Annotated in this window: 16 protein-coding genes; 11 read left to right on the top strand and 5 right to left on the bottom strand. The window is 35.8% G+C overall.

The window, feature by feature from the left end; all coding sequences use genetic code 11:
* Positions 1-180: 180 nt before the first annotated feature.
* Complete coding sequence (locus OWO01_RS04660) at positions 181-2463, top strand: beta-glucosidase family protein (protein WP_268779269.1); 2283 nt, start codon at positions 181-183, stop codon at positions 2461-2463.
* 395 nt (positions 2464-2858) lie between these two features.
* Here the strand turns inward: OWO01_RS04660 and OWO01_RS04665 are convergent, their stop codons facing one another.
* Together OWO01_RS04665 and OWO01_RS04670 are read right to left on the bottom strand one after the other, a co-directional pair.
* Positions 2859-4202: an FAD-dependent oxidoreductase gene (locus tag OWO01_RS04665; RefSeq protein ID WP_268779270.1), complete on the bottom strand. Its 1344-nt coding sequence runs from the start codon at positions 4200-4202 to the stop codon at positions 2859-2861.
* 139 nt (positions 4203-4341) lie between these two features.
* Complete coding sequence (locus OWO01_RS04670; RefSeq protein ID WP_268779271.1) at positions 4342-5961, bottom strand: ABC-F family ATP-binding cassette domain-containing protein; 1620 nt, start codon at positions 5959-5961, stop codon at positions 4342-4344.
* Between the two features lie 386 nt (positions 5962-6347).
* Between OWO01_RS04670 and OWO01_RS04675 the strand changes: the two genes are divergently transcribed.
* Positions 6348-7628, top strand: coding sequence for a helix-turn-helix domain-containing protein (locus tag OWO01_RS04675; RefSeq protein WP_268779272.1), 1281 nt, complete (start codon positions 6348-6350; stop codon positions 7626-7628).
* Positions 7629-7837: 209 nt separating this feature from the next.
* On the opposite strand, the gene OWO01_RS04680 is transcribed toward OWO01_RS04675, so the two are convergent.
* Entirely contained in the window at positions 7838-10297 is a 2460-nt protein-coding gene (locus tag OWO01_RS04680) for a GH39 family glycosyl hydrolase (protein ID WP_268779273.1), read from the bottom strand.
* Positions 10298-10590: 293 nt separating this feature from the next.
* On the opposite strand from OWO01_RS04680, the gene OWO01_RS04685 reads away from it, so the two are divergent.
* From OWO01_RS04685 to OWO01_RS04725, 9 genes are all read left to right on the top strand, one after another.
* A complete protein-coding gene (locus tag OWO01_RS04685) occupies positions 10591-12147 on the top strand; it encodes a sugar ABC transporter ATP-binding protein (RefSeq protein WP_268779274.1) in 1557 nt (518 codons plus the stop codon).
* A gap of 28 nt (positions 12148-12175) precedes the next feature.
* Positions 12176-13180: an ABC transporter permease gene (locus tag OWO01_RS04690; protein WP_268779276.1), complete on the top strand. Its 1005-nt coding sequence runs from the start codon at positions 12176-12178 to the stop codon at positions 13178-13180.
* A gap of 35 nt (positions 13181-13215) precedes the next feature.
* Complete coding sequence (locus tag OWO01_RS04695) at positions 13216-14355, top strand: sugar ABC transporter substrate-binding protein (RefSeq protein ID WP_268779277.1); 1140 nt, start codon at positions 13216-13218, stop codon at positions 14353-14355.
* Between the two features lie 75 nt (positions 14356-14430).
* On the top strand, positions 14431-15396 hold the full coding sequence (locus tag OWO01_RS04700; RefSeq protein WP_268779278.1) for an ABC transporter permease subunit: 966 nt from the start codon (positions 14431-14433) through the stop codon (positions 15394-15396).
* 35 nt (positions 15397-15431) lie between these two features.
* Entirely contained in the window at positions 15432-17135 is a 1704-nt protein-coding gene (locus tag OWO01_RS04705) for a glycoside hydrolase family 3 protein (protein WP_268779279.1), read from the top strand.
* Between the two features lie 13 nt (positions 17136-17148).
* The gene (locus OWO01_RS04710; RefSeq protein WP_268779281.1) at positions 17149-18027 is read left to right on the top strand and encodes an alpha/beta hydrolase; all 879 of its coding nucleotides are present in this window, start codon (positions 17149-17151) and stop codon (positions 18025-18027) included.
* Between the two features lie 69 nt (positions 18028-18096).
* Positions 18097-18750, top strand: a complete 654-nt coding sequence (pgmB, locus tag OWO01_RS04715; protein ID WP_268779282.1) for a beta-phosphoglucomutase — start codon at positions 18097-18099, stop codon at positions 18748-18750.
* A 117-nt stretch (positions 18751-18867) separates the two neighbouring features.
* Positions 18868-20028, top strand: a complete 1161-nt coding sequence (locus OWO01_RS04720; protein WP_268779283.1) for an MFS transporter — start codon at positions 18868-18870, stop codon at positions 20026-20028.
* A 172-nt stretch (positions 20029-20200) separates the two neighbouring features.
* Positions 20201-20800 (top strand): nitroreductase family protein, encoded by a 600-nt coding sequence (locus OWO01_RS04725; protein WP_268779284.1) that lies wholly within the window; start codon positions 20201-20203, stop codon positions 20798-20800.
* Between the two features lie 397 nt (positions 20801-21197).
* On the opposite strand, the gene OWO01_RS04730 is transcribed toward OWO01_RS04725, so the two are convergent.
* Both OWO01_RS04730 and dat read right to left on the bottom strand, forming a co-directional pair.
* Positions 21198-21734 carry a DNA topology modulation protein gene (locus tag OWO01_RS04730; protein ID WP_268779285.1) on the bottom strand — a complete coding sequence of 179 codons (537 nt, stop codon included), beginning with the start codon at positions 21732-21734 and terminating at the stop codon, positions 21198-21200.
* Positions 21731-22600, bottom strand: a complete 870-nt coding sequence (dat, locus tag OWO01_RS04735; RefSeq protein ID WP_268779286.1) for a D-amino-acid transaminase — start codon at positions 22598-22600, stop codon at positions 21731-21733. The genes OWO01_RS04730 and dat overlap by 4 nt, the downstream gene beginning before the upstream one ends.
* Positions 22601-22679 lie beyond the last annotated feature (79 nt).

Genomic DNA, 22679 nt, shown 5'->3' on the forward strand with positions numbered 1-22679 from the left:
TCCAACCAAACTGACTCTGATGTTGTAAAGTTTTAATTTATTGGGTAAGCTTCTTATTTCCTCTTTTTTTGGATCTGAATTTTTTCGGAGTGGTTCCGGTGTGCTTTTTAAATACTAAAATGTTACTATGAAAACGGTTAAAATTCAAATCAAGATAAAAAACTCTAATAGGAGGTTCTTATGAATCATAAAGAGATTATCAAACTACTTATCCAAGAATTAACTTTAGAAGAAAAAGCGGGGCTATGCTCTGGATTAAACTTTTGGCATACAAAACCAATAGAAAGATTAGGGATTCCTTCCATTATGGTTACGGATGGACCACATGGTTTACGAAAACAAAAGAGCAGTGGCGATCATCTTGGACTTTTCGACAGTGTACCTGCCACTTGTTTTCCATCAGCAGCGGGTTTAGCAGGATCTTGGGATAGAGCCCTTATTAACAAAGTAGGGATTGCTTTAGGGGAAGAGTGCCAAGCAGAAGATGTGGCGGTACTTCTTGGACCAGGTGCCAATATTAAACGGTCTCCATTATGTGGACGTAACTTCGAATATTTTTCTGAGGATCCTTATCTTTCATCTGAACTATCAGCAAGTCATATAGACGGGGTACAAAGCCAAGGTGTTGGTACATCCTTAAAGCATTTTGCTGCAAATAATCAAGAGCACCGCAGAATGTCAACCGATGCAGTGATTGATGAGCGGACGCTTCGTGAAATTTATCTTGCTAGCTTTGAAGGAGCCGTAAAAAAAGCACAACCGTGGACGGTAATGTGTTCATATAATCAAGTAAATGGAGAATTTGCTTCCGAAAATAAAACGTTACTAACAGATATCTTGAAAACGCAGTGGGGTCATCAGGGCTTCGTTGTCTCTGACTGGGGTGCTGTCAATGAAAGAGCTCTTGCATTAGAAGCAGGAATGGAGCTTGAAATGCCTTCGAGTAATGGAGAAGGAGACAAGAAAATTGTTGAAGCGGTGAAAAACGGTAGTCTATCCGAACAGGTTCTTAACGATGCAGTAGAAAGACTGTTAACGATTATACTTAGATCAGTAGACGAGAAAAAAGAAAATGCAACATATGATAAAGAAGCTCATCACGCACTAGCTAGACAAGTAGCTAGTGAAAGTATGGTGCTTCTTAAGAATGAAGACGATATTCTTCCACTGAAAAAGGAAGGGGAGATTGCGGTACTTGGTGCTTTTGCCAAACACTCGAGATATCAAGGTGGAGGAAGCTCTCACGTTAACCCTACCAAACTAGATAGTGTGTTTGAAGAAATGGAGAAGTTGGCTGGAAATGCGGATATCCACTATGGAGAAGGGTATAAATTAGACTCAGACGACATCGACGATCAGCTTATTTCAGAAGCAAAAGATCTTGCTATTCAGTCTGATGTGGCGGTAGTGTTTGCGGGACTTCCAGACCGTTATGAATCAGAAGGGTACGATCGTACACACTTACACATTCCTGCAAATCATCGTCGACTTATTGAAGCAGTTTCGGAAGTGCAGCCCAATGTGATTGTTGTTCTAAGTAATGGAGCGCCAATAGAGATGCCTTGGTTAGAAAATGTAGAAGGCTTGCTTGAAGTCTATCTAGGAGGGCAAGCGTTAGGTGGTGCCGTAGCAGATGTCCTGTTCGGAAATGTGAACCCATCTGGTAAACTGGCGGAAACATTCCCGCAGAAACTTAGTCATAATCCATCTCACCTTAATTTTCCTGGAGAAGGCGACAAAGTAGAGTACAAAGAAGGAATTTTCGTTGGCTATCGTTATTACGACACAAAGGAAATTGAACCGTTATTCCCGTTCGGTTACGGGTTAAGCTACACTACTTTTGACTATACCGCTATTTCAGTGGATAAAAAGGAATTAACGGATGCAGAAACAGTGGATGTTCATGTAACGGTGAAAAATACTGGAAAAGTTGCTGGTAAAGAAGTGGTTCAACTTTATGTACGTGATGTGAATCCAAGCGTTATTCGACCGGCCAAAGAATTAAAAAGTTTTGAAAAAGTTGCACTCGAACCCGGGGAAGAAACAACCGTTACGTTTACCCTTGATAAGCGATCATTCGCTTATTATAACGTCCAATTAAAAGATTGGCATGTGGAAACGGGAGCGTTTGAAATTTTAGTAGGGAAATCATCTCATGATATTTTGTTATCAGAAAAAGTGAAGGTAGAATCTACGGTTTCCCTTCCAGTTAGTTTCTCAAGAACATCAACGATGGGAGATATTATGGCACACCCTCATGCTGGGCCAGTATTACAAGAAGCGCTTGCTGAAATCAACAAAGATAGTCCGATGATGGGGGAGGGAGAAGGAGAACAATCCGAGATGATGGCGGCAATGATGAAGTATATGCCACTCCGAACGCTCGTATCTTTCAACGAATCCTTCACTGAAGAAATGCTAGCTAATTTATTAAAAAAATTAAACGATTCCGTATCTAATTAATAATGAATGGATGCTACAGATCAATAAGTTTCTATTGATTTGAAGCACTAATAATAGAACAAAAGCCCAGAGCACCGGTTTAAAACGTAGCAACTAGAGCGAATCGATGATGACTTATTGTAGAATGCTTCGTGAAGTTGCCTAGATTTGTACGCTCGGAGCTGGACGTGGCTACATCTGTTCCAAGAAATGAAATGTCCACAAATCAAGATTCTATTGTTTCCTAAGTAACAATAAAAAACGCTTGGATAAATAATTATCCAAGCGTTTTTGCGTGCTAAGTCAAGTGTTGAAATTTGTGGTATAGATAATGCAAAACTCTATACATTTGAGAAGCGGTTAAACGAGCATTTACCGTGTAGTTTGTGTCACATCTCAATGTTAGGAAAAAATTATTATTGTTGTGCTTCTTGCGTCATTGCTAATAAAGCAACTTCATTTAGATAGTTCACTGGTTTGTTAAAGTGTGGTTGGAAAAAGAAGTCTGTCAATGCTAATTGTTCGATCGTCATATCATTCGCAATCGCCACACTAACTGTATTTACTACTTGAGTTAAATCAGTATCAGCAATCACCTGCGCACCCACAACACGATGTGTTCCAACTTCATAAACCAATTGTAATTTAATAATACTGTTTTCTGGCATGAAATCAGGACGGTACGTATCCTCGATATATGCAGTTCTAACCTGAATGCCACTTGCGTCTGCAGCTGTTTCGGTTAATCCAGTAGAGCCAATATAATGGTCATAGATTTTTAATCCAGATGTACCTTGTGTTCCTGGATAGGATAATCTAGTTTCGACTAGGTTTTGCGCCACAAGCGTACCCATCCGTACTGCGTTTGTTGCCAATGGAATGTATGCGGGTTGTTTTGTTGGGTTATATTGTACAGCACAACAATCACCAGCAGCATAGATGTCTTTTACATTGGTTTGCATATATTCATCAACCACAATTGCTCCGTTAGGTAAGGTGTCTACCTGTCCTTTAACCAGTTCAGTGTTTGGGCGGAAACCAATGCACATAACAACCAAATCAGCTTTGACTTCTCCCTGATTCGTAAGTACTTTTTCCACTTTTCCGTTCCCTTCGAAGCCAGACACGGTTTGATTCAAGAGCAAGTGGACACCTTTTTCACGGAAAGACGCTTCAACCGGATCGGTAAAGGTTTTATCTAAGTATCGGTTCAATATGCGTGACTCTGCGTCAATTAATGTAACGTTCTTTCCATTCTCCTCAAACGCTTCCACAAGTTCTACCCCGATGTAACCTCCACCTACAACGGTTACGTTGTCAACGTTTTCTGAACGGCGAATAATTTCTTTTGCGTGCTCATAGTTTTTACACAATACCACATTATCTAGATCGGATCCTGGAATAGGTGGTGTGATTGGCCATGAACCAGTTGTTACGATTAGTTTATCAAAAGAATGAATCGTTTCTTCTCCTGTATTTCTGTCGCGAGCCTCCAATTGTTTTTGGGCAGTGTCACAGTGCAACACCTCGTGTTCCATGTGCATATTTATCCCCTTTTTTTCAAACTCTTCAACAGAAGCATAAAAAAGGCCTTCCGGTTCTGGAATAACACCCCCAACATAAAGAGCAATTCCACATGACAAGAAAGAAACGGTGTCATTCCGTTCAAAAACGTCGATCTCTGCATCCGGATATAAAGTCATTATGTTTTTAATAGCGGCTGTTCCTGCGTGTGTACAACCAATAACTGCAACTTTCATCTGTGTATCATCCTCCATTTAGGTTCATTATTTCACCAGAATAGAAAAAAGATACATATATTCTTTGCGAACTTATTCCACACGTTTGCTTACAAAAGAAAACAAAAAAATCCCCACCAAGAAAAGGCGGGGAGTTCGATTATTCATACATCGCTTCAATCTTTTTTTGTAAAGCTTTATCACTGACATATTCATCATAGCTCATTTCTTTGTCAATGATTCCTTTCGGCGTAATTTCAATTAATCGATTTGCAATACTATTAATAAACTGATGATCATGAGAAGTGAATAGGATTGCTCCTTTGAATTTTATCAATCCATTGTTCAAAGAAGTAATCGATTCTAAGTCTAAGTGGTTTGTCGGTTCATCCAATAAAAGCACATTTGCATGACTTAACATCATTTTTGATAGCATACAACGTACTTTTTCCCCACCGGATAAAACATTCGCTTTTTTCAAGGCTTCTTCACCAGAGAATAGCATCCGACCAAGAAATCCTCGCAAAAATGTTTCTGTTTGATCTTCTGGAGAGTATTGACGAAGCCATTCGACTAGTGTCATTTCATTTTCCTCAAAGAATTTACTATTATCTTTAGGGAAATAGGATTGTGAGGTTGTGACTCCCCAATTGAATGTTCCTTCATCCGCTTCAATTTCCCCCATTAAGATATCAAATAGGGTAGATTTAGCTAATTCATCACGACCAACAAAAGCCACTTTATTATCACGATTTAAGGTGAAACTAACATTATTTAGCACTTTAACGCCATCAATGGTTTTTGATAAACCTTCTACACGTAACAAATCATTCCCAATCTCACGACCAGCTTGAAAAGCAACATAAGGATAGCGGCGAGAAGACGGCTTTATATCATCTAACGTAATGTTCTCAAGCATTTTCTTACGTGAAGTTGCTTGTTTCGATTTCGATGCATTTGCACTAAATCGGGCAATGAAATCTTGTAATTCTTTCATTTTTTCTTCTTTTTTCTTATTTTGATCTTGGGCCATTTGCAAAGCTAGCTGACTAGATTCGTACCAGAAATCGTAGTTACCAACATACAGCTCAATTTTACCAAAATCAACATCAGCAATGTGTGTACACACTTTGTTTAAGAAATGTCGATCGTGTGATACAACAATAACAGTATTTTCAAAGTTTATTAAAAACTCTTCTAACCATTGAATCGCTAGAATGTCCAAGTGGTTGGTAGGCTCATCAAGCAAAAGAATATCTGGTGAACCGAATAATGCTTGTGCTAATAGTACTTTTACTTTTTCTGAACCATTCAGTTCGGCCATTTTTTTATCATGAAGTGCTTCTTCAATACCCAAACCTTTTAATAAGATGGCTGCATCCGATTCAGCTTCCCAACCATTCATTTCGGCAAATTCACCTTCTAATTCAGCAGCACGCATTCCGTCCGCTTCAGAGAATTCCGCTTTTGCATAAATTTCGTCTTTTTCTTTCATTACTTCATAAAGACGTGAATGGCCAATAATAACTGTTTCAATTACTGGGTACTCTTCATATGCGAAATGGTCTTGCTTCAGAACTGCAAGCCGCTCATCCTTACCTAAAGAGACATGACCAGTTTGGGGCTCAACTTCACCGGACAATACTTTTAAAAACGTAGATTTTCCAGCACCATTTGCACCTATTAACCCATAACAATTGCCAGGCGTAAACTTTATATTAACATCTTCAAATAATTTCTTATCACCATAACGCAATCCAACATTTGTAGCTTGTAACATCTTTATCATTACCTCCAGAAAAAACATAATCAAAGCTAGCTTAAGCGAAATCGGTCACTAAGTCAATCCTTGTTATCGTTATAAGTAACGATCGAAAGACCTGCATATCGATTGAATAATCACAAACCAGGTACTAGTAAAGAAAACCAGATGAAAAAAATAGAACAAAATAGTCGATAATGATTATCATTTTCGTTATAATAAGACGAATAAGGAGGACAGAGTTGCTCAAGCTAAAATGGTCCGCAACACATTTTCCGAGTAATAATAAATTCCAAACGTTCTTTTAAATTACCGAGATTAGCGAAACAAATACGAAATATGTATCTTTATAATGACGAAACGATCATTTTTTTATAATATATGTATTTAGGAGGGGGGTAAATATGGCTCAGTGTATAGGTAGCAAAATTAAATATTTTCGTATGAAGAAGAACATGACGTTAGAAGAATTGGCAGAAGGTATTGTATCTATTTCCTATTTATCTAAAATTGAACGTAATGGTGTAGATTCCAATGCAAAAATCATTAAAATGTTGTGTGATAGATTAGGGATTCATCCTGAAAGTATCGCTGATTCAGAGGTGGAGCGGTTAGCTTGGAAATGGTTTAAGGAGTTATTGAATGAAGATTTGTTCGCAGCGCATCATACGTATATGCATATAGAAAATCAAATGGAAAAATTAATCGATGCAAAGTTAAATTGGCTTGTTGAGATACATGAACTTTATTATTTTATTTTATCCAATCAAAAGCAGAAAGCAAAAAAGAAATACGCATATTTAGAACATGCTGCTCCACATTTTGACGAATTAGAGCTGTTCTACTGGTTGAAATTTTCCGCGTTATATGGAAAAATGAATGCCAATTATAATCTTTCTTTTGACTTGTTGTTACAAGCAGAACAAAAAATACCAATTAGTATAGCAAATCATCAAGAAGAACTAAATGATATTTATCAAAAAATTGCACTGGTGGCATTAGAGTTATACTATACTTACCATGCAACGGTGTATGCAGAAAAAGCATTAGCATACTATCAAAACACGTATCATCTAAAACGTTGTGCAATCTGTCATATTATTATTGCTGTGGGATATCACCGTATGCATGATAGTAAAGATGCACTGGAGAGCTTTCACTTTGCAAAGAAAATTGCGAATAATCATAATTATACAGATATCTTAATTGATTGTGATCTCCAAATCGGTCATTATTACTTGAAAAAAGAAGAAACAAAAGAAGCAATCATCTATTATATGTCTAGCTATCAGCTTTCGGAATCTAGGCTCACTAGAGCAGAATTGGAAGCGGCAATAGGATTAATGAAGTCATATTTTTTACAAAATCAGTTGGATGAAGCTAAAGTATGGTATCGCCGTGCAAATGATTTAGTAGAGAAATTAGAAAAAGAAACATTGTATCTTGTTTATGAAGTGAAGGTTTATTATTATTTAATTTATGGTTTTGATGAATCGTTTGAAGAGTTAATGATAAAAGAAGTATTGCCGTATATAGAAGAAAGAGAAATGTATGTGTTCTCTGTAGTATATTATAGAATAACTGCAGATTATTATTATCAGAAGCGTAAATATAAAGTTGCAGCAGATTATTATCGTCAAATCAATAAGTCATTAGATGAAATTATGAAGCGTGACAATTATTAAAAAACTCCTTGCTTTTCTTGTTATTGAAAAGTAAGGAGTTTTTTCTTGTAAAACAGGTACGGTGGAAGTATTGTTACTTCTGAAATGGCTTTTTCCTTGTTGATACTGTAGAAAACAAAAATTTGTAATACTACAGTATTCTGATACTGCCGATTGATCACTTATCACCATCATCCCCTTCACAAGTAGGTCTTTACAACTCCTTCTGCTTATTCGCTTAATTTAGATAACTCTATTAATCTTATTTCGTGCGGTTCTAGAATTGTTTGTATCGTTATGCTCTTAGAGGAAGAATCAGCATATTCAATTTTAATTTTTGGCACAGAAATTCCTTTTAAATAATTTAGTTCATCGATCGTGTGATATCCTTCCGTTTTTCCTAAACGAACTTCATTATCAAAGGCACTTCCATGAGTTCTATTTACTAACGTGTGCCTAATTTCATATGTTCCCTCAATGTTTGAGAGCTCAATATAAAATTCTCGTTTTGAGTTGTTGGTGAAATTAGAGTATCTATTGTTATAAGATATGTTAATTGCTATCCCCTTAGCATAGGTGTCATTGTAATGTTGGTAGTTGTGCAAAATAATTTGGTAATCATCTTCCCTTTTTGTGATCATGTACCCATCACCACTTTCTACCAACACATCTCCCAGCTTATTTAGTAAGAAAAATGCATGGTAGGAAGGTTTTTTAATATTGTCGTAGGCTAACATACCTAGGCCACCATGAAAAAGTGATTTATTCATTAGGTATTCTTCATGATAATCAGTCAATAACCAATACCCAAAGGAATCTAATCGATCATAGTTTTCAGTAATATTTTTAATAATATAGGAAGCCTTAAAACATGTATCGTTCATTAAATCTCGATGTGAGACCGTGGAGTTCCATTCTGTTAAATAAACTTTCTCATCATCGAAACCAATCTTCTGCAAACCTTTTTTCACCCTATCGATGAATTGAGTAAATGAGTTTTTAGTTGGACTAAGACATAATTCCTTATTTTCTATCTGAGGAAAATAGAGGTTGTCCATTGTACTATCTTTAACTGTAGACAAGTCAATATCATAATAGTGAATCGTGATAAAGTCAGGTTTGCACTGGTTAGTTATACTAAAGTCTAGAAAACGGAAAAACCAATCCTCTGATTTACCGTAAGTGGAAAAGGCGGCAGGTCCTCCAAAAGACAAGGAACTGTCAATTTCTTTTATCACCTGGTAGGTGTTTTTGTATAGATTATAAAAGATTTCATTTTTTTCAAAGCCGAATAGATGATTAGAAGTACTAGGCTCATTCCACACACAAAATAACCAACTTCTTACTTCTTTTCTTCCGTATCTTTTTATTAAGTGGTTCGTAAGTGCGTGGATCAGTTGTTTCCATTTATCCATGTCAATAGGGGGACTAGTGTTTATCTCTGTATAGAATACAGTTTTTTCTGAATTACTAGCCAATTTCTTCGGCATAAACGAAAACTGGACAAGAGGTTTCAAATTAATGGAAAGAAGAAAGTCAAAGACATTTTCAATTAATCGAAAGTTATAGATAGGTGAACCACTACTTGTCTCATTATATACCATCATGTCGTCATCTAATATGCTATGCATTTTAATATACGTAAAACCAATTTCTTTTTGCACTAACTTTAAAGCTTCTTGAACAGGGACAGTTAAAATCTCTTTGGCTCTACTTACACCAGTAAAGGTTTTAAATGAATGATAAAGTTTTCTTTTGAACTTGGAAACATCAGCAGAGATATTGGTTGAGTATTTTGGTGTCTTATCATCAGCTAAAGCAATCGTTGATTCTAATTCTGCATATTGTTCAATAAAATTTGCAATGTCTTTGTAATAAGATAGAGGTTCGTTGTGTAAATAATTCACAGAGCTCTCTTTTGTAGCCTCGATACTGCCTAATGCTTTTCCAACATTCTTCTTTCTCCATGTACTGGGCAACTCATTATATTTCTCCCTAAAAGCAGTTACAAAGGATCGGGTATTTGGAAATCCATTTTTTGAAGCGACGTTATCGATTGTCAATGTATCGTTATACAAATCAATAACTGCATGATGAAGACGTACTTGCTTGATATAATCACTATAAGATATTCCCATGCTTTGTTTGAAAAACTTAGATAAGTAGGGAACTGAAAGAAACTCTTTTTCGGCCAACTCGTTTAAAGTAATTTGTTCATTATAGTTGCTGTTAATATAACCAAGAATGCCACTTAGACGGTCTAACGTTTCTTCTGTATATTGTTGCGCATCTTTCTTATCACTTAAGAAGTTAACACAAAGCTCGAAAATAAGTTCATACACTAACGAAGCGTTCTTCAAGTCAATAAGCTCGTTAGTATCCATGTTATACTTTATAATTTGCGCGATTACTCTCTTTATACTTCGGAATCGATCAGGTTTATTAGAACGAACGGAATTGCAATCAAAATAGAGCTTCTTTGTATCAATAACTATATCTTTTAATAGTTCAGGCTTTATTTGTAAAGCAATCATTACTGCATCGTCTGAGTATAGTTCGTGAATTTCGTTAGAATTTATTAGAATGATGTCTCCACTCTTCAAATGAAACGCTTCCTCGTTAACAACGATTTTTACATCGCCTCTAATGTTCAAGATAAGTTCAAGGGTTTGATGCCAATGTCGTTTCACCGATCCTATTCTATGTAAAAAGAATTTAATAGGAAGATTATTATTAAAATTGATTATTTCATGTCGGAATTCCAATATGGATCACCTCTATGTGTAAAATTTTAATCTTCATGCTACAAAGAGTATACAATTAATTAAGCTTTTTTTCAATTTTATCACTTGTATTGAGTAAAATGATTAAAAATTTGAACTACTGAAGATAATTTTACTACTTAAATTTAGTCTAGCTAAATGTTAAGCTTTATGTAAGTAAAAATGTAAGCATTATCATTTTTTATAAAAGGGTGTTTATCATGGAGAGCAATGTATTTCTAGAGACGGTAGGACTAACGAAAAAGTTTGAAGAAACGATAGCTGTTAATAACGTTAATTTACAGGTGAAGCTAGGAGAGATAAGAGGATTAATAGGAGAAAACGGTTCTGGAAAATCAACAGTTTCCTCTATGATTTGTGGTATTCACCCTGTAACGAATGGAGAAATGTTTATTAATGGAGAAAAATATCAACCCAAAAACCCTTTGGAGGCAAGGGATAACAAAATATCTATGATTGTTCAAGAGACAGGAACATTAAATCAGTTGCCAATTGTCGATAATATATTTCTTGGAGATGAGGCTCGTTTTCGTAAGAACGGTTTTATTGATAGGTCAAAAATGATTAGAGAAGCAGAAAAGGCATTGGAATTAGTGGATTTAGACGGACTTGATGTAACAAAATCAATTAGTACACTTGACTTTGAAGAAAGAAAACTAGTTGAAATTGCTAGGGCATTGTATTACAATCCCACTCTTTTTATTGTTGATGAGACGACGACAGCATTATCACATGAAGGGCGTGAGATGATTCATAAAATAATCAAAAAATTAAAAAGAGAAAACAAAGCCGTGTTGTTTATTTCTCATGATTTACCAGAATTAATCTCGGTTTGTGATGCGTTAACCATTTTAAGAGATGGAGAATTTATCACTGAATTTGATAAAAAAGATTTTGAAGAGGACAGGATAAAGCAATCCATGGTTGGGAGAAAAATTGAAGGTGATTTTTATCGCAGTGATTATGATGGTAACTTTGATTCTCAAGTGGTACTAAGTGTGAAAAATGTAAGCGCTAAAAAGTTAAAGGATATAACGTTAGATCTTCATAAAGGAGAAATCCTTGGAATAGGAGGGTTGTCGGGTAGCGGTATGCATGAATTAGGTAAGCTGATGTATGGCGGATTGAAAACAACACAAGGGGAGGTATTTGTTTATGGAGAGGAGAAATCGCCATTTTTGAAAAGCTCTACTAGAAATAAATCAGAGAAAAATCCTAAACCAATTCCACTGCGTACGATTAAAATAGCGATAGATAATAAAATTGGTTATGTTTCTAAAGATAGGGATCAAGAGACATTAATATTAGATGCTTCAGTAAAGGATAATTTAGCAATATCTGCATTAGACAAGCTAAAAAAATATGGGTTCATTTTACCTGGATCAGAAAGGCGATTTGCTGAAAAACAAATCAATGAGCTAAACATCAAATGTAGAAATATGAATCAAAATGTAAGGGAACTATCAGGTGGAAATAAACAAAAAATATCTTTTGGAAAGTGGATTGGTAACAACTCTCGTATTCTAATCTTAGACAGTCCGACGAGAGGTGTAGATGTTGGTGTGAAAACAACAATGTATAAACTTCTATATGACTTAAAAAAACAAGGGTATTCTATTTTAATTATTTCAGAGGAGCTGCAAGAACTTATTGGTATGAGTGATAGAATTCTGATGATGAAGGAAGGGAGAATTAATAAAGAATTTGCAAGAAATAAAAATTTAAATGAATCTACGTTGATAGATTATATGATTTAATGATCAACTATGGAAAGGTGGTGAATCAATGAAAAATGAAACGGCAATAAAAAATAAAAATGGTGATAGTTTGTATAAGTTATTAAATTTCTTGAAAATGAATAAAAACATTATTATTCAATATAGTAGTTTACTTCTTGTAGTGGTTATATTTACTGTGCTTTCGGATGGGAAGTTACTTTCTAGTATAAACATACAGACAATTATTAGGCAGTTGGTTGTTATTTTTACAATATCTGTCGGATTAGTATTTGTATTTTCTCATGGAAATATGGATATTTCAGTTGGAGCAGTTGTTGCTTTAAGTTCGATGGTAGCGGCGTTTTCCTTAAATGCAGGCGCACCTGTATGGTTTTCAACAATGATAGCCATGTCTGTATCAGTGGCTTGTTATCTTCTTAACATATATGTAGCAAATCAATTTGGATTAATGGCTGTAATCTCTTCACTTGCTATTATGTTTATCGCTAGAGGGATTGTCACATATATTGTTTCAACTACGAATATGTCTATACGTGTAACAGAGATAGCGGTGTTAAACCTATATAATAACTTAACCTTTATGATACTATCCATCATTATTGTAGGTATTATTGGTGTCGTTTTGTTTAACTATAAGAAAATTGGTAAGCAGAACAAAGCAATAGGAGATAACATGCTATCCGCAACGCAAAGTGGTGTGAATGTAAAAAAAAGCAAAGTCATTTCATACATTATCGCTGGTTTGTTGGTGGGATATGGATCTATGTTTTCGTTGGCAAGATCGCTTACTGTTAGTGAAAATTCCGGAATGGGTTTAGAAATGGACGTCATTGTTGCGCTGGTTCTTGGTGGTATGGCTTTAAGTGGTGGTAGTAAATCGAAAATTAGTTCTGCAATCGTAGGTAGTATCACCTTAGTTCTATTGAATAATGGACTGACCATGATAGGGGTTCCAGCAGAAGTAGTTTCCTTAGTAAGGGGAATCATTTTCCTTCTAGTAATTTTCTTAATACTAAGAAGACCTAGATCTGAGAAAGTAGTTCCTAGATAACAAGAAAGTTAAAATTAACGAGAGAAGGTGCTTTTATGAAAAGAAGAAATCTGATTATTCAATGGCTAGGGGTTTTACTATTACTTGTATTACTAGGTGCCTGTGGAGATAACGGCACGAACAATACGGGAAACAGTAATAGCAATAATGATAGCGGAGAAGACGTTGTGACAATTGGTGTCATGCTGTATAACTACACAGATATTCAAGGGAAAGAGATTAGAAGTTATGGAGATTATCTAGAAGAACATTTTAATGTGAAATTTGATTATGCAACAGTAGGAAGTAGTGAAGAAGATCATATTACAGCATTAGAAAATTTAATTGCTTCAGGAGTTGATGCCATTATTAGTGGATATGATACGGCGTTGGAGCAAAGTATTGCCCTATCAGAGCAAGCTAATGTCTATTATAGTGTTGCGCTTGGTGAAGTTGTAGAAGATATTTCAAGTGATTATCTAGTGGGGGGGTTATCACAGTTTGGAGAAAATCCAGAAAAGTTAGGTGCTCAATATGCAGAAGCAGCTGTTGAAGCAGGAGTGAAAAATATTGCTGTAACTACATTTCCAGAATTCGCTTTTTATGATGCAGTTCCCATCATAAATGGGTTTAGAGAAAGGATAGAAGAGCTAGATGATGAAGTTACGGTATACGATACAGTTACTCATATGTTTTCACCTAACGATGTTGTGGATGCTGTAACATCGATTATATCGGATAATCCAGAAGTAGATGCGATTTTCGGTCTAGGATCAGGGATGGATTTTGTGTATCCAGCAGTTCTTAATAGTACCAAGCCTGACATAAAAGTTTTGGCCTTAGGATACAATGATTCTACCCCGGCTGCGTTAGAAAATGATAGTGTCATCATGGCGGGTTTTAATAATTACAGCCAAATTATGGCTAGTATGTTTGCTCGATTGTATGATCGTCTAAATGGACATGAGTATCCAGATGGACAACTTAATGGATATATTGATTATCCAACAGTTCAAGAGACAAGTGATGTGGAGGATATTCAAACATATGTCATTCCTGATAATAAATCTGAAGGTTCAGTTACGATAGAAGAATTAAAAGAAGTAATGAGAACATTTAATGAGAATGCAACATGGGAAGATTTGCAAGAATTAACGAATAGAACGATAGATGAGATTAAAGAAAACAGACAGTAGAACATGTTTCGAAAGGAGATATTTGTAGATTAATATAGGTATCTCCTTTTTTAGAAAAGTTGATGGAGTGAGCTGATGAAATTTACTTATAAAAATCACTTGATAAAGACAATTCATACATTCCTTTTTCCGATAGCAGTTTACACCGGTATTTTGTTGATTACATTTATTCTCGGAGAATCGGGTTATGCATCGGCTGGTGCTTTTGATAGGATCATAAGAAATAGCGTATTATCAACAATAATTGCATATGCCATTGCATTACCACTTTCCGGAGGTAGATGGGATTTTACACCAGGCATTATTATTATTTTGTCAGGAATCTTGGGAAGTAATATTGCGATACAAATGGATATGGGGCCTATTTTTCTATTGATAATAACGGTTGCCATAGCTATGCTGTTGAGCTTAATTGTAGGTGCAATTTACTTAGGATTAAGAGTGCCTACAATCATTGTATCATTAGGAGTTGTTATGATTTATGAAGCCATTTCTGGAATTGTGTTTAATGGATCTGGCGCACAGCTTTACATGTATAGTGATTTAACCATTTTTGCTAGAGCTCCTTTGGTTTATGTGATCTTAGGAGTAGTAATGTTTTTTGTTTACTATTTACTAACCTATACGAAATTTGGTTACGACACGAGAGCTTTATCGATTAATCCACGTCTTGCAGTTAACACAGGAATTCAAGAAAAAAAGAATATTATGCAAACCTATTTAGTGGTAGGCATCTTGTTAGGTGTTGCAGGTGTGCTTAATGCATCCACTGTTTTGGTCTCTCCTGCAAATAATTTAATCTCCACTGCTCTAATGTTTTCTTCTATGGGTCCAGTGTTAATTGGATTATTTCTAGCTAGATACAGCAATATGGCATTAGGAATATTTGCGGGCTCTTTAACAATGAATGCTTTATCTTATGGCATGGTTATTATTGGTATACATCCTTCCATGCAGACCGTTGTCATCGGTGTGTTTATTGTAGTATTTATGGGATATGCAGCAAAGAAAGACAGGAATTTAGAAGGGCAGGTAGCTTAATAAATTGCTTTTTAAAGTTTTTAAGGGGGAAAATCATGGATATAAATTCATTAAGAAATAAGCCGTTTAATTTAAAAGATGAGGATATTAGTTGGGTGAAGGAAACTTTTCAATCGTTAACAATAAAAGAAAAAATAGGGCAACTGTTTTTTATGGTAGGATACCAAAAAGATGAAGAGTTTTTAAAAAAATTAACAGAAGAAATCGGTATTGGTGGACTAATGTGTCGAGCTATGGCTAAAGAAGATGTTATAGGAACGGTTTCTACGTTGCAATCTTCAACAAAGGTTCCACTGTTAATTTCTGCAAACCTAGAAGCGGGTGGAAGTGGAATCACAAGTGATGGAACAAAAGTGGGATCAAATTTAGCTGTGGCAGCAACGAATGATACTCACTACGCTTATGAATTAGGAAAAATATGCGCGAGAGAAGCAAAAAGTGTAGGTGCCAACTATTCTTTTGCTCCTGTGGTGGATATTGATTACAATTTTCATAACCCAATTACAAATACAAGAACATTCGGAAGCGATCCAAAACAAGTGAAAGAAATGGGTGCTGCGTATGTAAAAGGTTGTCAAGAGAATGGTCTAGCTACATCTATTAAACATTTTCCTGGAGATGGTGTTGATGATAGAGATCAACATTTAGTTACATCAGTTAATAGTTTGTCACCTGAAGAATGGGATCAAACTTATGGAAGTGTATACGAGCATTTAATTGCAGAAGGTGCAAAGACAGTAATGATTGGGCATATTGCATTGCCTGAATATTCCAAAAAGCTAAATCCATCTTTAAAAGACGAGGATATTCTACCAGCTTCTTTAGCAAGTGAACTTCTTAATGGTCTTTTGCGAGAAAAGTTAGGCTTTAATGGATTGATTATTACGGATGCAACTACGATGGCGGGAATGAATATTGCAATGCCACGAAATGAATTGGTTCCAAAATCAATTGAAAATGGTTGCGATTTATTTTTGTTCACCAAAAATTTAGCAGAAGACATTCGTTTTATGGAGCGAGGATTAGAGCAAGGGTTGTTGAGCGAGAGAAGGTTGGATGAGGCTGTATTAAGAATATTAGGATTAAAAGCGTCTTTACAGCTCCACAAGCAAAATAACATTCCTTCTGTCCAACAAGCGAATGAAATTTTACAATGGAAAGATCACCTTCAAAAAGCGAAAGAAGTTGCGGATAAATCAATTACCTTAGTGAAAGAAGAAAAAGGTGTACTACCCCTCTCTAGTGATAAATATAAAAAGATACTACTGTACGATATTGAAAATGAAGCAAATGCACTTGGCTACAACAAGGCTTCAGGAATAGCGAACGCCTTTATTCCATTGCTAGAATCGGAAGGGTTTCAAGTAACTAGATTCGAACCAACTGGTGTGTATGAAGGATTACAAAATTCTTTTGAAGAAATGGTAAAGGAATATGACTTAATTTTATATCTGTGCAATTTAGCAACAAAGTCTAATCAAACGACAGTAAGAATTGAATGGTTGAACCCAATGGGAGTAAACGTACCGAATTATATTACATCCATTCCAACAATCTTTATTTCAACAGAAAATCCTTATCATTTGTTGGACGTGCCTAGAATAAAGACATACATCAATACTTATGGAGTAAATAATTTCACGTTACCATTATTGCTAGAGAAGCTGTTGGGTAAATCAGCATTTAAAGGTGTTAGCCCGGTCGATCCATTCTGTGGTAAATGGGATACGAGATTGTAATGAGGTGCTTAAAATGATAAATAAAACAATAAAACTTATGGCGGATTCATCCGCTGAATTAACAACATATATATTGGATGATGGAGAATATGATCGAAAGAATACGATTAGACCAGCAGTCATCATTTGTCCTGGAGGAGGTTACACTGTCGTTTCAAAAAATGAAGGTGAACCTGTCGCATTAGCTTATGCACGTATGGGGTATCATGCATTTGTTTTAAACTATTCCGTAAAGATAGACAATCCATTCCCTACAGCATTAAGAGAGCTTGCAAAAGCGGTATCTGTGGTAAGAGACAATGTACAGGAATGGTTAATAGACTCTGATAACATTTCTGTAGTTGGCTTTTCGGCAGGAGGAAACCTTGCGTTAAGTTTAGGAATATACTACAACACTCCAATGCTCACAACAGACATTTCTCTAAAAGTAGAACAAGTAAAACCAAACAACCTTATATTGGGATATCCAGCTGTTTCTTTGGAACCTAGAACAACTGAGACACCTCAAGCAATTATAAAAATGATGGAACAAGGACTAATACCAGATATGCGTGGGCCAAATATTCAAGAAATACTTTTAGGAAAAGAAAACGTAACAAAGGAAGAAATTGAATCATTAAATTTGTTGAATTATATTCACGAAGAAGTGCCGAGAACTTTTATCTGGGGAACATATGAAGATAGCGTTATACCACCGACAGATTTAGTTGGTTTAAGCTCAAAACTAATAGAGTACAAAATACCGTGCGAATTGCACATGTTTGAAAAAGGACCGCATGGTATGTCATTGAGTGATGAAAGTGTTAAGACTGCACAACAAATAAGTGGGCTTAGTTTATCAGTATGGTTTGACTTAAGCGTAAAATGGCTTCAACAAAGAAATCTTGCATAATAAATAAGTTAAATATGATAGGCCGTTTAACAAAACAAATGAAAAAACAGAGAAAAGTTGGGATAAAGTATGTTAGTGAAAGCGGTAATATTCGATTTGGATGGTGTCATAGTATCAACGGACGAATACCATTATAGAGCTTGGAAACATATAGCTGACGATGAATCTATCTATTTTGATAGGGAATACAATGATCGACTTCGAGGAGTAAGTCGAAAAGAAAGCCTTGATATCATTTTGAAGAATGCAAATCGAAGCTATACGTTACGAGAAAAAGAAGAGCTTTTGTTACGGAAAAATGATTTGTACCGTAAATATTTAGAAGAACTGTCGCATAAGGATATTCTTCCTTATGTAGTAAGAACGATTAAAATGTTAAAAGAAAATGGGATAAAAATTGCAATTGGTTCTTCAAGTAAGAATGCAAAATTCATTTTATCGAAACTAGGCTTAGATGATACTTTTGATGCAATCATTGACGGAACTATGATTGAAAAATCTAAACCAGATCCTGAAGTTTTCTTATCTGCAAGTAACTTGTTACAGGTAAATCCAAACGAATGTGTTGTAGTAGAAGATGCAATAGCAGGAGTAGAAAGTGCACAACAAGCGGGTATGCAAGTAATAGGAGTTGGCCACGCAGTCATTGGGACAAATATAACATATAAAGTAGAAAATCTAAGAAACATTGCAGAAATTATTCAGGAAATTACGGAAAATTAATTATTTCACGGATGTAAAGAAGTACGTTAAGCCTCATTTTTATGCATGAATTAGCGCATAAGAATGAAGGCTTCTATTTTTGAGACAAAGCTTGTTTTGTGAGGAGAAATATATCGAATGAATACGAACGATAAATTATGGTCAAAGGATTTCATTTGTATTACATTGTGTAACTTATTTATATATTTAGTGTTTTACTATTTACTTGTTACACTTCCTATTTACATTATTGAACATATAGCTGGTGGCGAAATCATAGCAGGCATGATAACGACAGTATTTCTTTTTATTGCTATTATTGTTCGCACGTTGACTCCACTATGGATATCTAGGTTTGGGAATAAATCCATTTTATATGCAGGTTTAATCGTATACCTAGTCAGCTCTGTTTTGTACCTATTTCCTACTACTGGAATTGGCTTCCTTGTAGTGAGGATGCTACACGGTATTGGTTTCGGTTTAGCAACGGCAACGACAGGAGAATTTTTGACAGATATAATTCCACAGTCAAGAAAGGGGGAGGGGATTGGATTTTATACGTTATCACTAAATTTGGCGGTAGTGTTTGGTCCGTTCTTTGGGATAAACGCGGTTCGGAATTTGGAGAAACCTTATTTTTTTGGGATTGTCATTTTGTTTAGTTTCCTATCTATTATAATGTGTGTTTTTCTTTCAAACACAGAAAGAGAGCAACAACCAGAAAATCCAGGTGTTAATAGTCGAGATGTTTTTGAAAAGTCAGCTGTCCGGATTTCGATAATTTGTGCTGCATTTGCAATCGTATACTCGTCAATATTATCCTTTATTCCTGTGTATGCATTAGATATTGGATTACTTCATGTATCTAGTTACTTTTTTATTGTTTTTGCTATCGTAACGATAATCTCTAGACCTTTTACAGGAAAATGGATGGATGTATATGGAGCCAATGTGATAATGTACCCTTCCATTATCCTCTTTGCTCTTGGTATATTGCTGTTAAGTCTTTCATATAATAGTGCAATATTCTTAATAGCAGCAGCGTTGATTGGGTTGGGATGGGGCACATTGTTTCCGACCTTTCAAACTTTAGCGATTAGTAAGGCGTTGCCTGAAAAAAGAGGGATGGCGATGGCCACCTTTCTATCCATTTTTGAATTAGGAATTGGAATTGGTTCGTATATTGTTGGAGTAGTAATATCAATTTACAGCTTTCAAACGGTATACCTGCATGGCTCCGTTTTGGTAGTTATGGGTGGTGTCTTGTATTGGTTACTGGTGCATAGAAAAGAAGCTTGATCGTTACATAAGAACTGCTTTAGTCTAAGTAAGAAAATCAAAGATCCAAAAAAACATCTTGATTCCGAGCTAATTGTTTGACGATGAGATAAATGGATGATTATACTGAAAGTTGGTAAACATTATAAATGCAGTTTTCTGCATCAAATTACATTACACGGAGGTATGGAAAATGACGAAAGATTTTTATCAAGCAGTGGAAGGACGTCGCAGTTATTATGCGATCAATAATGAGAAAGTGGTTTCCGAGGAACGAATAGAGGAAGTTATCAATCATGCAGTAAAACATACCCCATACGCATTCAATGCGACAAGTGGTCGTGTGGTTGTTCTTTTTGATGAGCAGCATCAAGCAGTTTGGGACATTGCAAAAGATGAGTTGAGCAAAATTGTTCCAGCGGAAGACTTTGCGGTAACGGAAGAACGAATTGATGGATTCGCAGCAGGTTACGGTACGGTTTTATTTTTTGAAGATCAAGATGTTGTTAAGGGATTACAAGAACAAATGGAATTATATAAAGATAATTTCCCAATTTGGTCTGATCAAGCTTCTGGTATGTTGCAATACGTTGTATGGACATCATTAGAGCTAGAAGGTTTAGGTGCTTCTCTGCAACATTATAATCCGTTAATTGATGAACAAATACGTGAAAAATGGGATATTCCACAAAACTGGTTACTTCGCGCGCAAATGCCGTTTGGAAAACCAGCTTCACCAGCAGGAGAAAAAGAATTTCAACCATTAGAAGAACGCGTGAAATTTTTCAAATAAAGTATTAATCAGTGGGGGAACTCCCACTGATTTTTAGATTTAAAAATTTTAAGCGGTTGTTTATATTTTTGTGAAAATCAATCCATTATGAATATTCCTAAAACTAAAAAAAATAGTGCTTTTTTCATACCTCAAACATACTCCCTTCTGTTAACATGATAATTCTGTCGTTCTTAAGGTTACATAGTTATACTGTAATCAGCGTCTTCAGGTGAAGTTTACTAGCATGAAATTGTGCTAAGCTTGTTCTTTATCCCGGAGCAACCGTCCGTAAGCCTCCCACTTCAAAACAACGAGAATATCAAGTTGTTTAAGTGGGAGTAACGGACGCTAGCACCCAGAATGGTTCAAAGGCCTTTAGGTCATCCTTTAGGACTAACAATCAGTGGGAAAATACCTAAAAACCCCCACTGGATTGAAGTTTCACTTTATCCAAGGATTGCAGAAACGCTTCCGTTTGTTTTGGTGAGGAAAAGGAATATATCGTTTTTTCGTGTTCACATGCAACGATCTTCTTCTGAATGACTGGTGCTTGAACCTTTTGGAAACGTGCTACCCATCTGAAAAATTCCCAATTTAACCTTTCGTTACATCCTTCTGTCATGTCAGGACGTGTTTTCTTCCGGTAGTGAAAACGTCTTTTTAGAATACCGTAGAGGCAACGCCAGGTGGGATAGTTCAAATATATAACCGTATCACAAGCAGCTAAACGCAAATCCAGAGTAGACCCGTAATTGCCGTCCATAATCCATTCCTCTCCACTCACAATTTTTTCTTGAAGTTCTCGCATGTGCTCTTTGTCAATCGACACCCATCCGGGTTGCCAAAATAGCCTGTCCAAATGATGAACAGGCAACGACAATTTAATTCCTAGTTTGCGAGCCAACGTTGATTTTCCCGAACCACCACACCCAATCACAATGATTTTTTTCACGAAATTCCTCCTTGCAAAGTAACTAATTGAGCATCCTGTTCGTATAATTTTTGGAGCTTTCTCGAAACAGCTCCCGGTGTTCCACTACCCACTGTTTTTCCATCAATTTGAATAACCGGCATGACTTCGATCCCACTACTTGTAAGGAAAACTTCATCTGCATCCAATAAATCTTTTCTTGTAAAAGTAGTTTCTATCACATTGATTTGTGCATTCCTAGCGAGTGTTAGTACGCGATTGCGTACACAACCATGTAGTATTTGTTCTGTTGCTGGGTGGGTGTAGAGGCTCTGATCTTTCACGATAAAAACGTTCGCTGCACTGGATTCTGTGATGATTTCATCACGATGAAAAATGGCATCAAAACATTGTTGCTCAGCAGCTTCCTGTTTTGCTAAGACATTTGGCAATAAATTTAAGCTTTTGATATAACAATACTGCCAACGAATATCGGGGTAAGTGATTACGGATATACCATGGGAAATAAAATCTACTGGTCGTGGATAATGATCTACGTAAGCATAGAAATTTGGTTCTACTTTAGGGAAAATATGATTGCGTTTTGCCGAACCACGTGTGATCTGGACATAAATAATGCCATCATCAGTAAATGAATTCAGTTGAAGCAATGTAATGAAATGCTCCATTAATTCTTTTTTTGAAAAAGGTAAAACTAGAGAAATTGCATTAGCTGAACGAAATAAGCGATCGATATGTTCTTCTAATAAATAACACTTTCCTTGGTAGACTCGAACTACTTCATAAATGCCATCCCCAAATTGTAAACCGCGCTCTTCATAGGGATAGTGTACGGTTGAAGAATGAACAAACCCATTGTTCGTAAAAATAATCCCTTTCCTATCCATCGCAAGCCACTCCTCTTTGTATGTTAGGATAATTATAGCAAATTATTGGGATTGAGGATAGAACATCGCGTATTTGTTA

Origin of the sequence: Natronobacillus azotifigens, from assembly GCF_026805325.1 — a bacterium.
GTDB lineage: Bacteria > Bacillota > Bacilli > Bacillales > Amphibacillaceae > Natronobacillus > Natronobacillus azotifigens.

Coding starts and splice junctions, on each gene's coding strand:
- OWO01_RS04660 (WP_268779269.1), top strand. CDS start 181: ATGAATCATAAAGAGATTATCAAACTACTTATCCAAGAATTAACTTTA.
- OWO01_RS04665 (WP_268779270.1), bottom strand. CDS start 4,202: ATGAAAGTTGCAGTTATTGGTTGTACACACGCAGGAACAGCCGCTATT.
- OWO01_RS04670 (WP_268779271.1), bottom strand. CDS start 5,961: ATGTTACAAGCTACAAATGTTGGATTGCGTTATGGTGATAAGAAATTA.
- OWO01_RS04675 (WP_268779272.1), top strand. CDS start 6,348: ATGGCTCAGTGTATAGGTAGCAAAATTAAATATTTTCGTATGAAGAAG.
- OWO01_RS04685 (WP_268779274.1), top strand. CDS start 10,591: ATGGAGAGCAATGTATTTCTAGAGACGGTAGGACTAACGAAAAAGTTT.
- OWO01_RS04690 (WP_268779276.1), top strand. CDS start 12,176: ATGAAAAATGAAACGGCAATAAAAAATAAAAATGGTGATAGTTTGTAT.
- OWO01_RS04695 (WP_268779277.1), top strand. CDS start 13,216: ATGAAAAGAAGAAATCTGATTATTCAATGGCTAGGGGTTTTACTATTA.
- OWO01_RS04700 (WP_268779278.1), top strand. CDS start 14,431: ATGAAATTTACTTATAAAAATCACTTGATAAAGACAATTCATACATTC.
- OWO01_RS04705 (WP_268779279.1), top strand. CDS start 15,432: ATGGATATAAATTCATTAAGAAATAAGCCGTTTAATTTAAAAGATGAG.
- OWO01_RS04710 (WP_268779281.1), top strand. CDS start 17,149: ATGATAAATAAAACAATAAAACTTATGGCGGATTCATCCGCTGAATTA.
- pgmB (WP_268779282.1), top strand. CDS start 18,097: ATGTTAGTGAAAGCGGTAATATTCGATTTGGATGGTGTCATAGTATCA.
- OWO01_RS04720 (WP_268779283.1), top strand. CDS start 18,868: ATGAATACGAACGATAAATTATGGTCAAAGGATTTCATTTGTATTACA.
- OWO01_RS04725 (WP_268779284.1), top strand. CDS start 20,201: ATGACGAAAGATTTTTATCAAGCAGTGGAAGGACGTCGCAGTTATTAT.
- dat (WP_268779286.1), bottom strand. CDS start 22,600: ATGGATAGGAAAGGGATTATTTTTACGAACAATGGGTTTGTTCATTCT.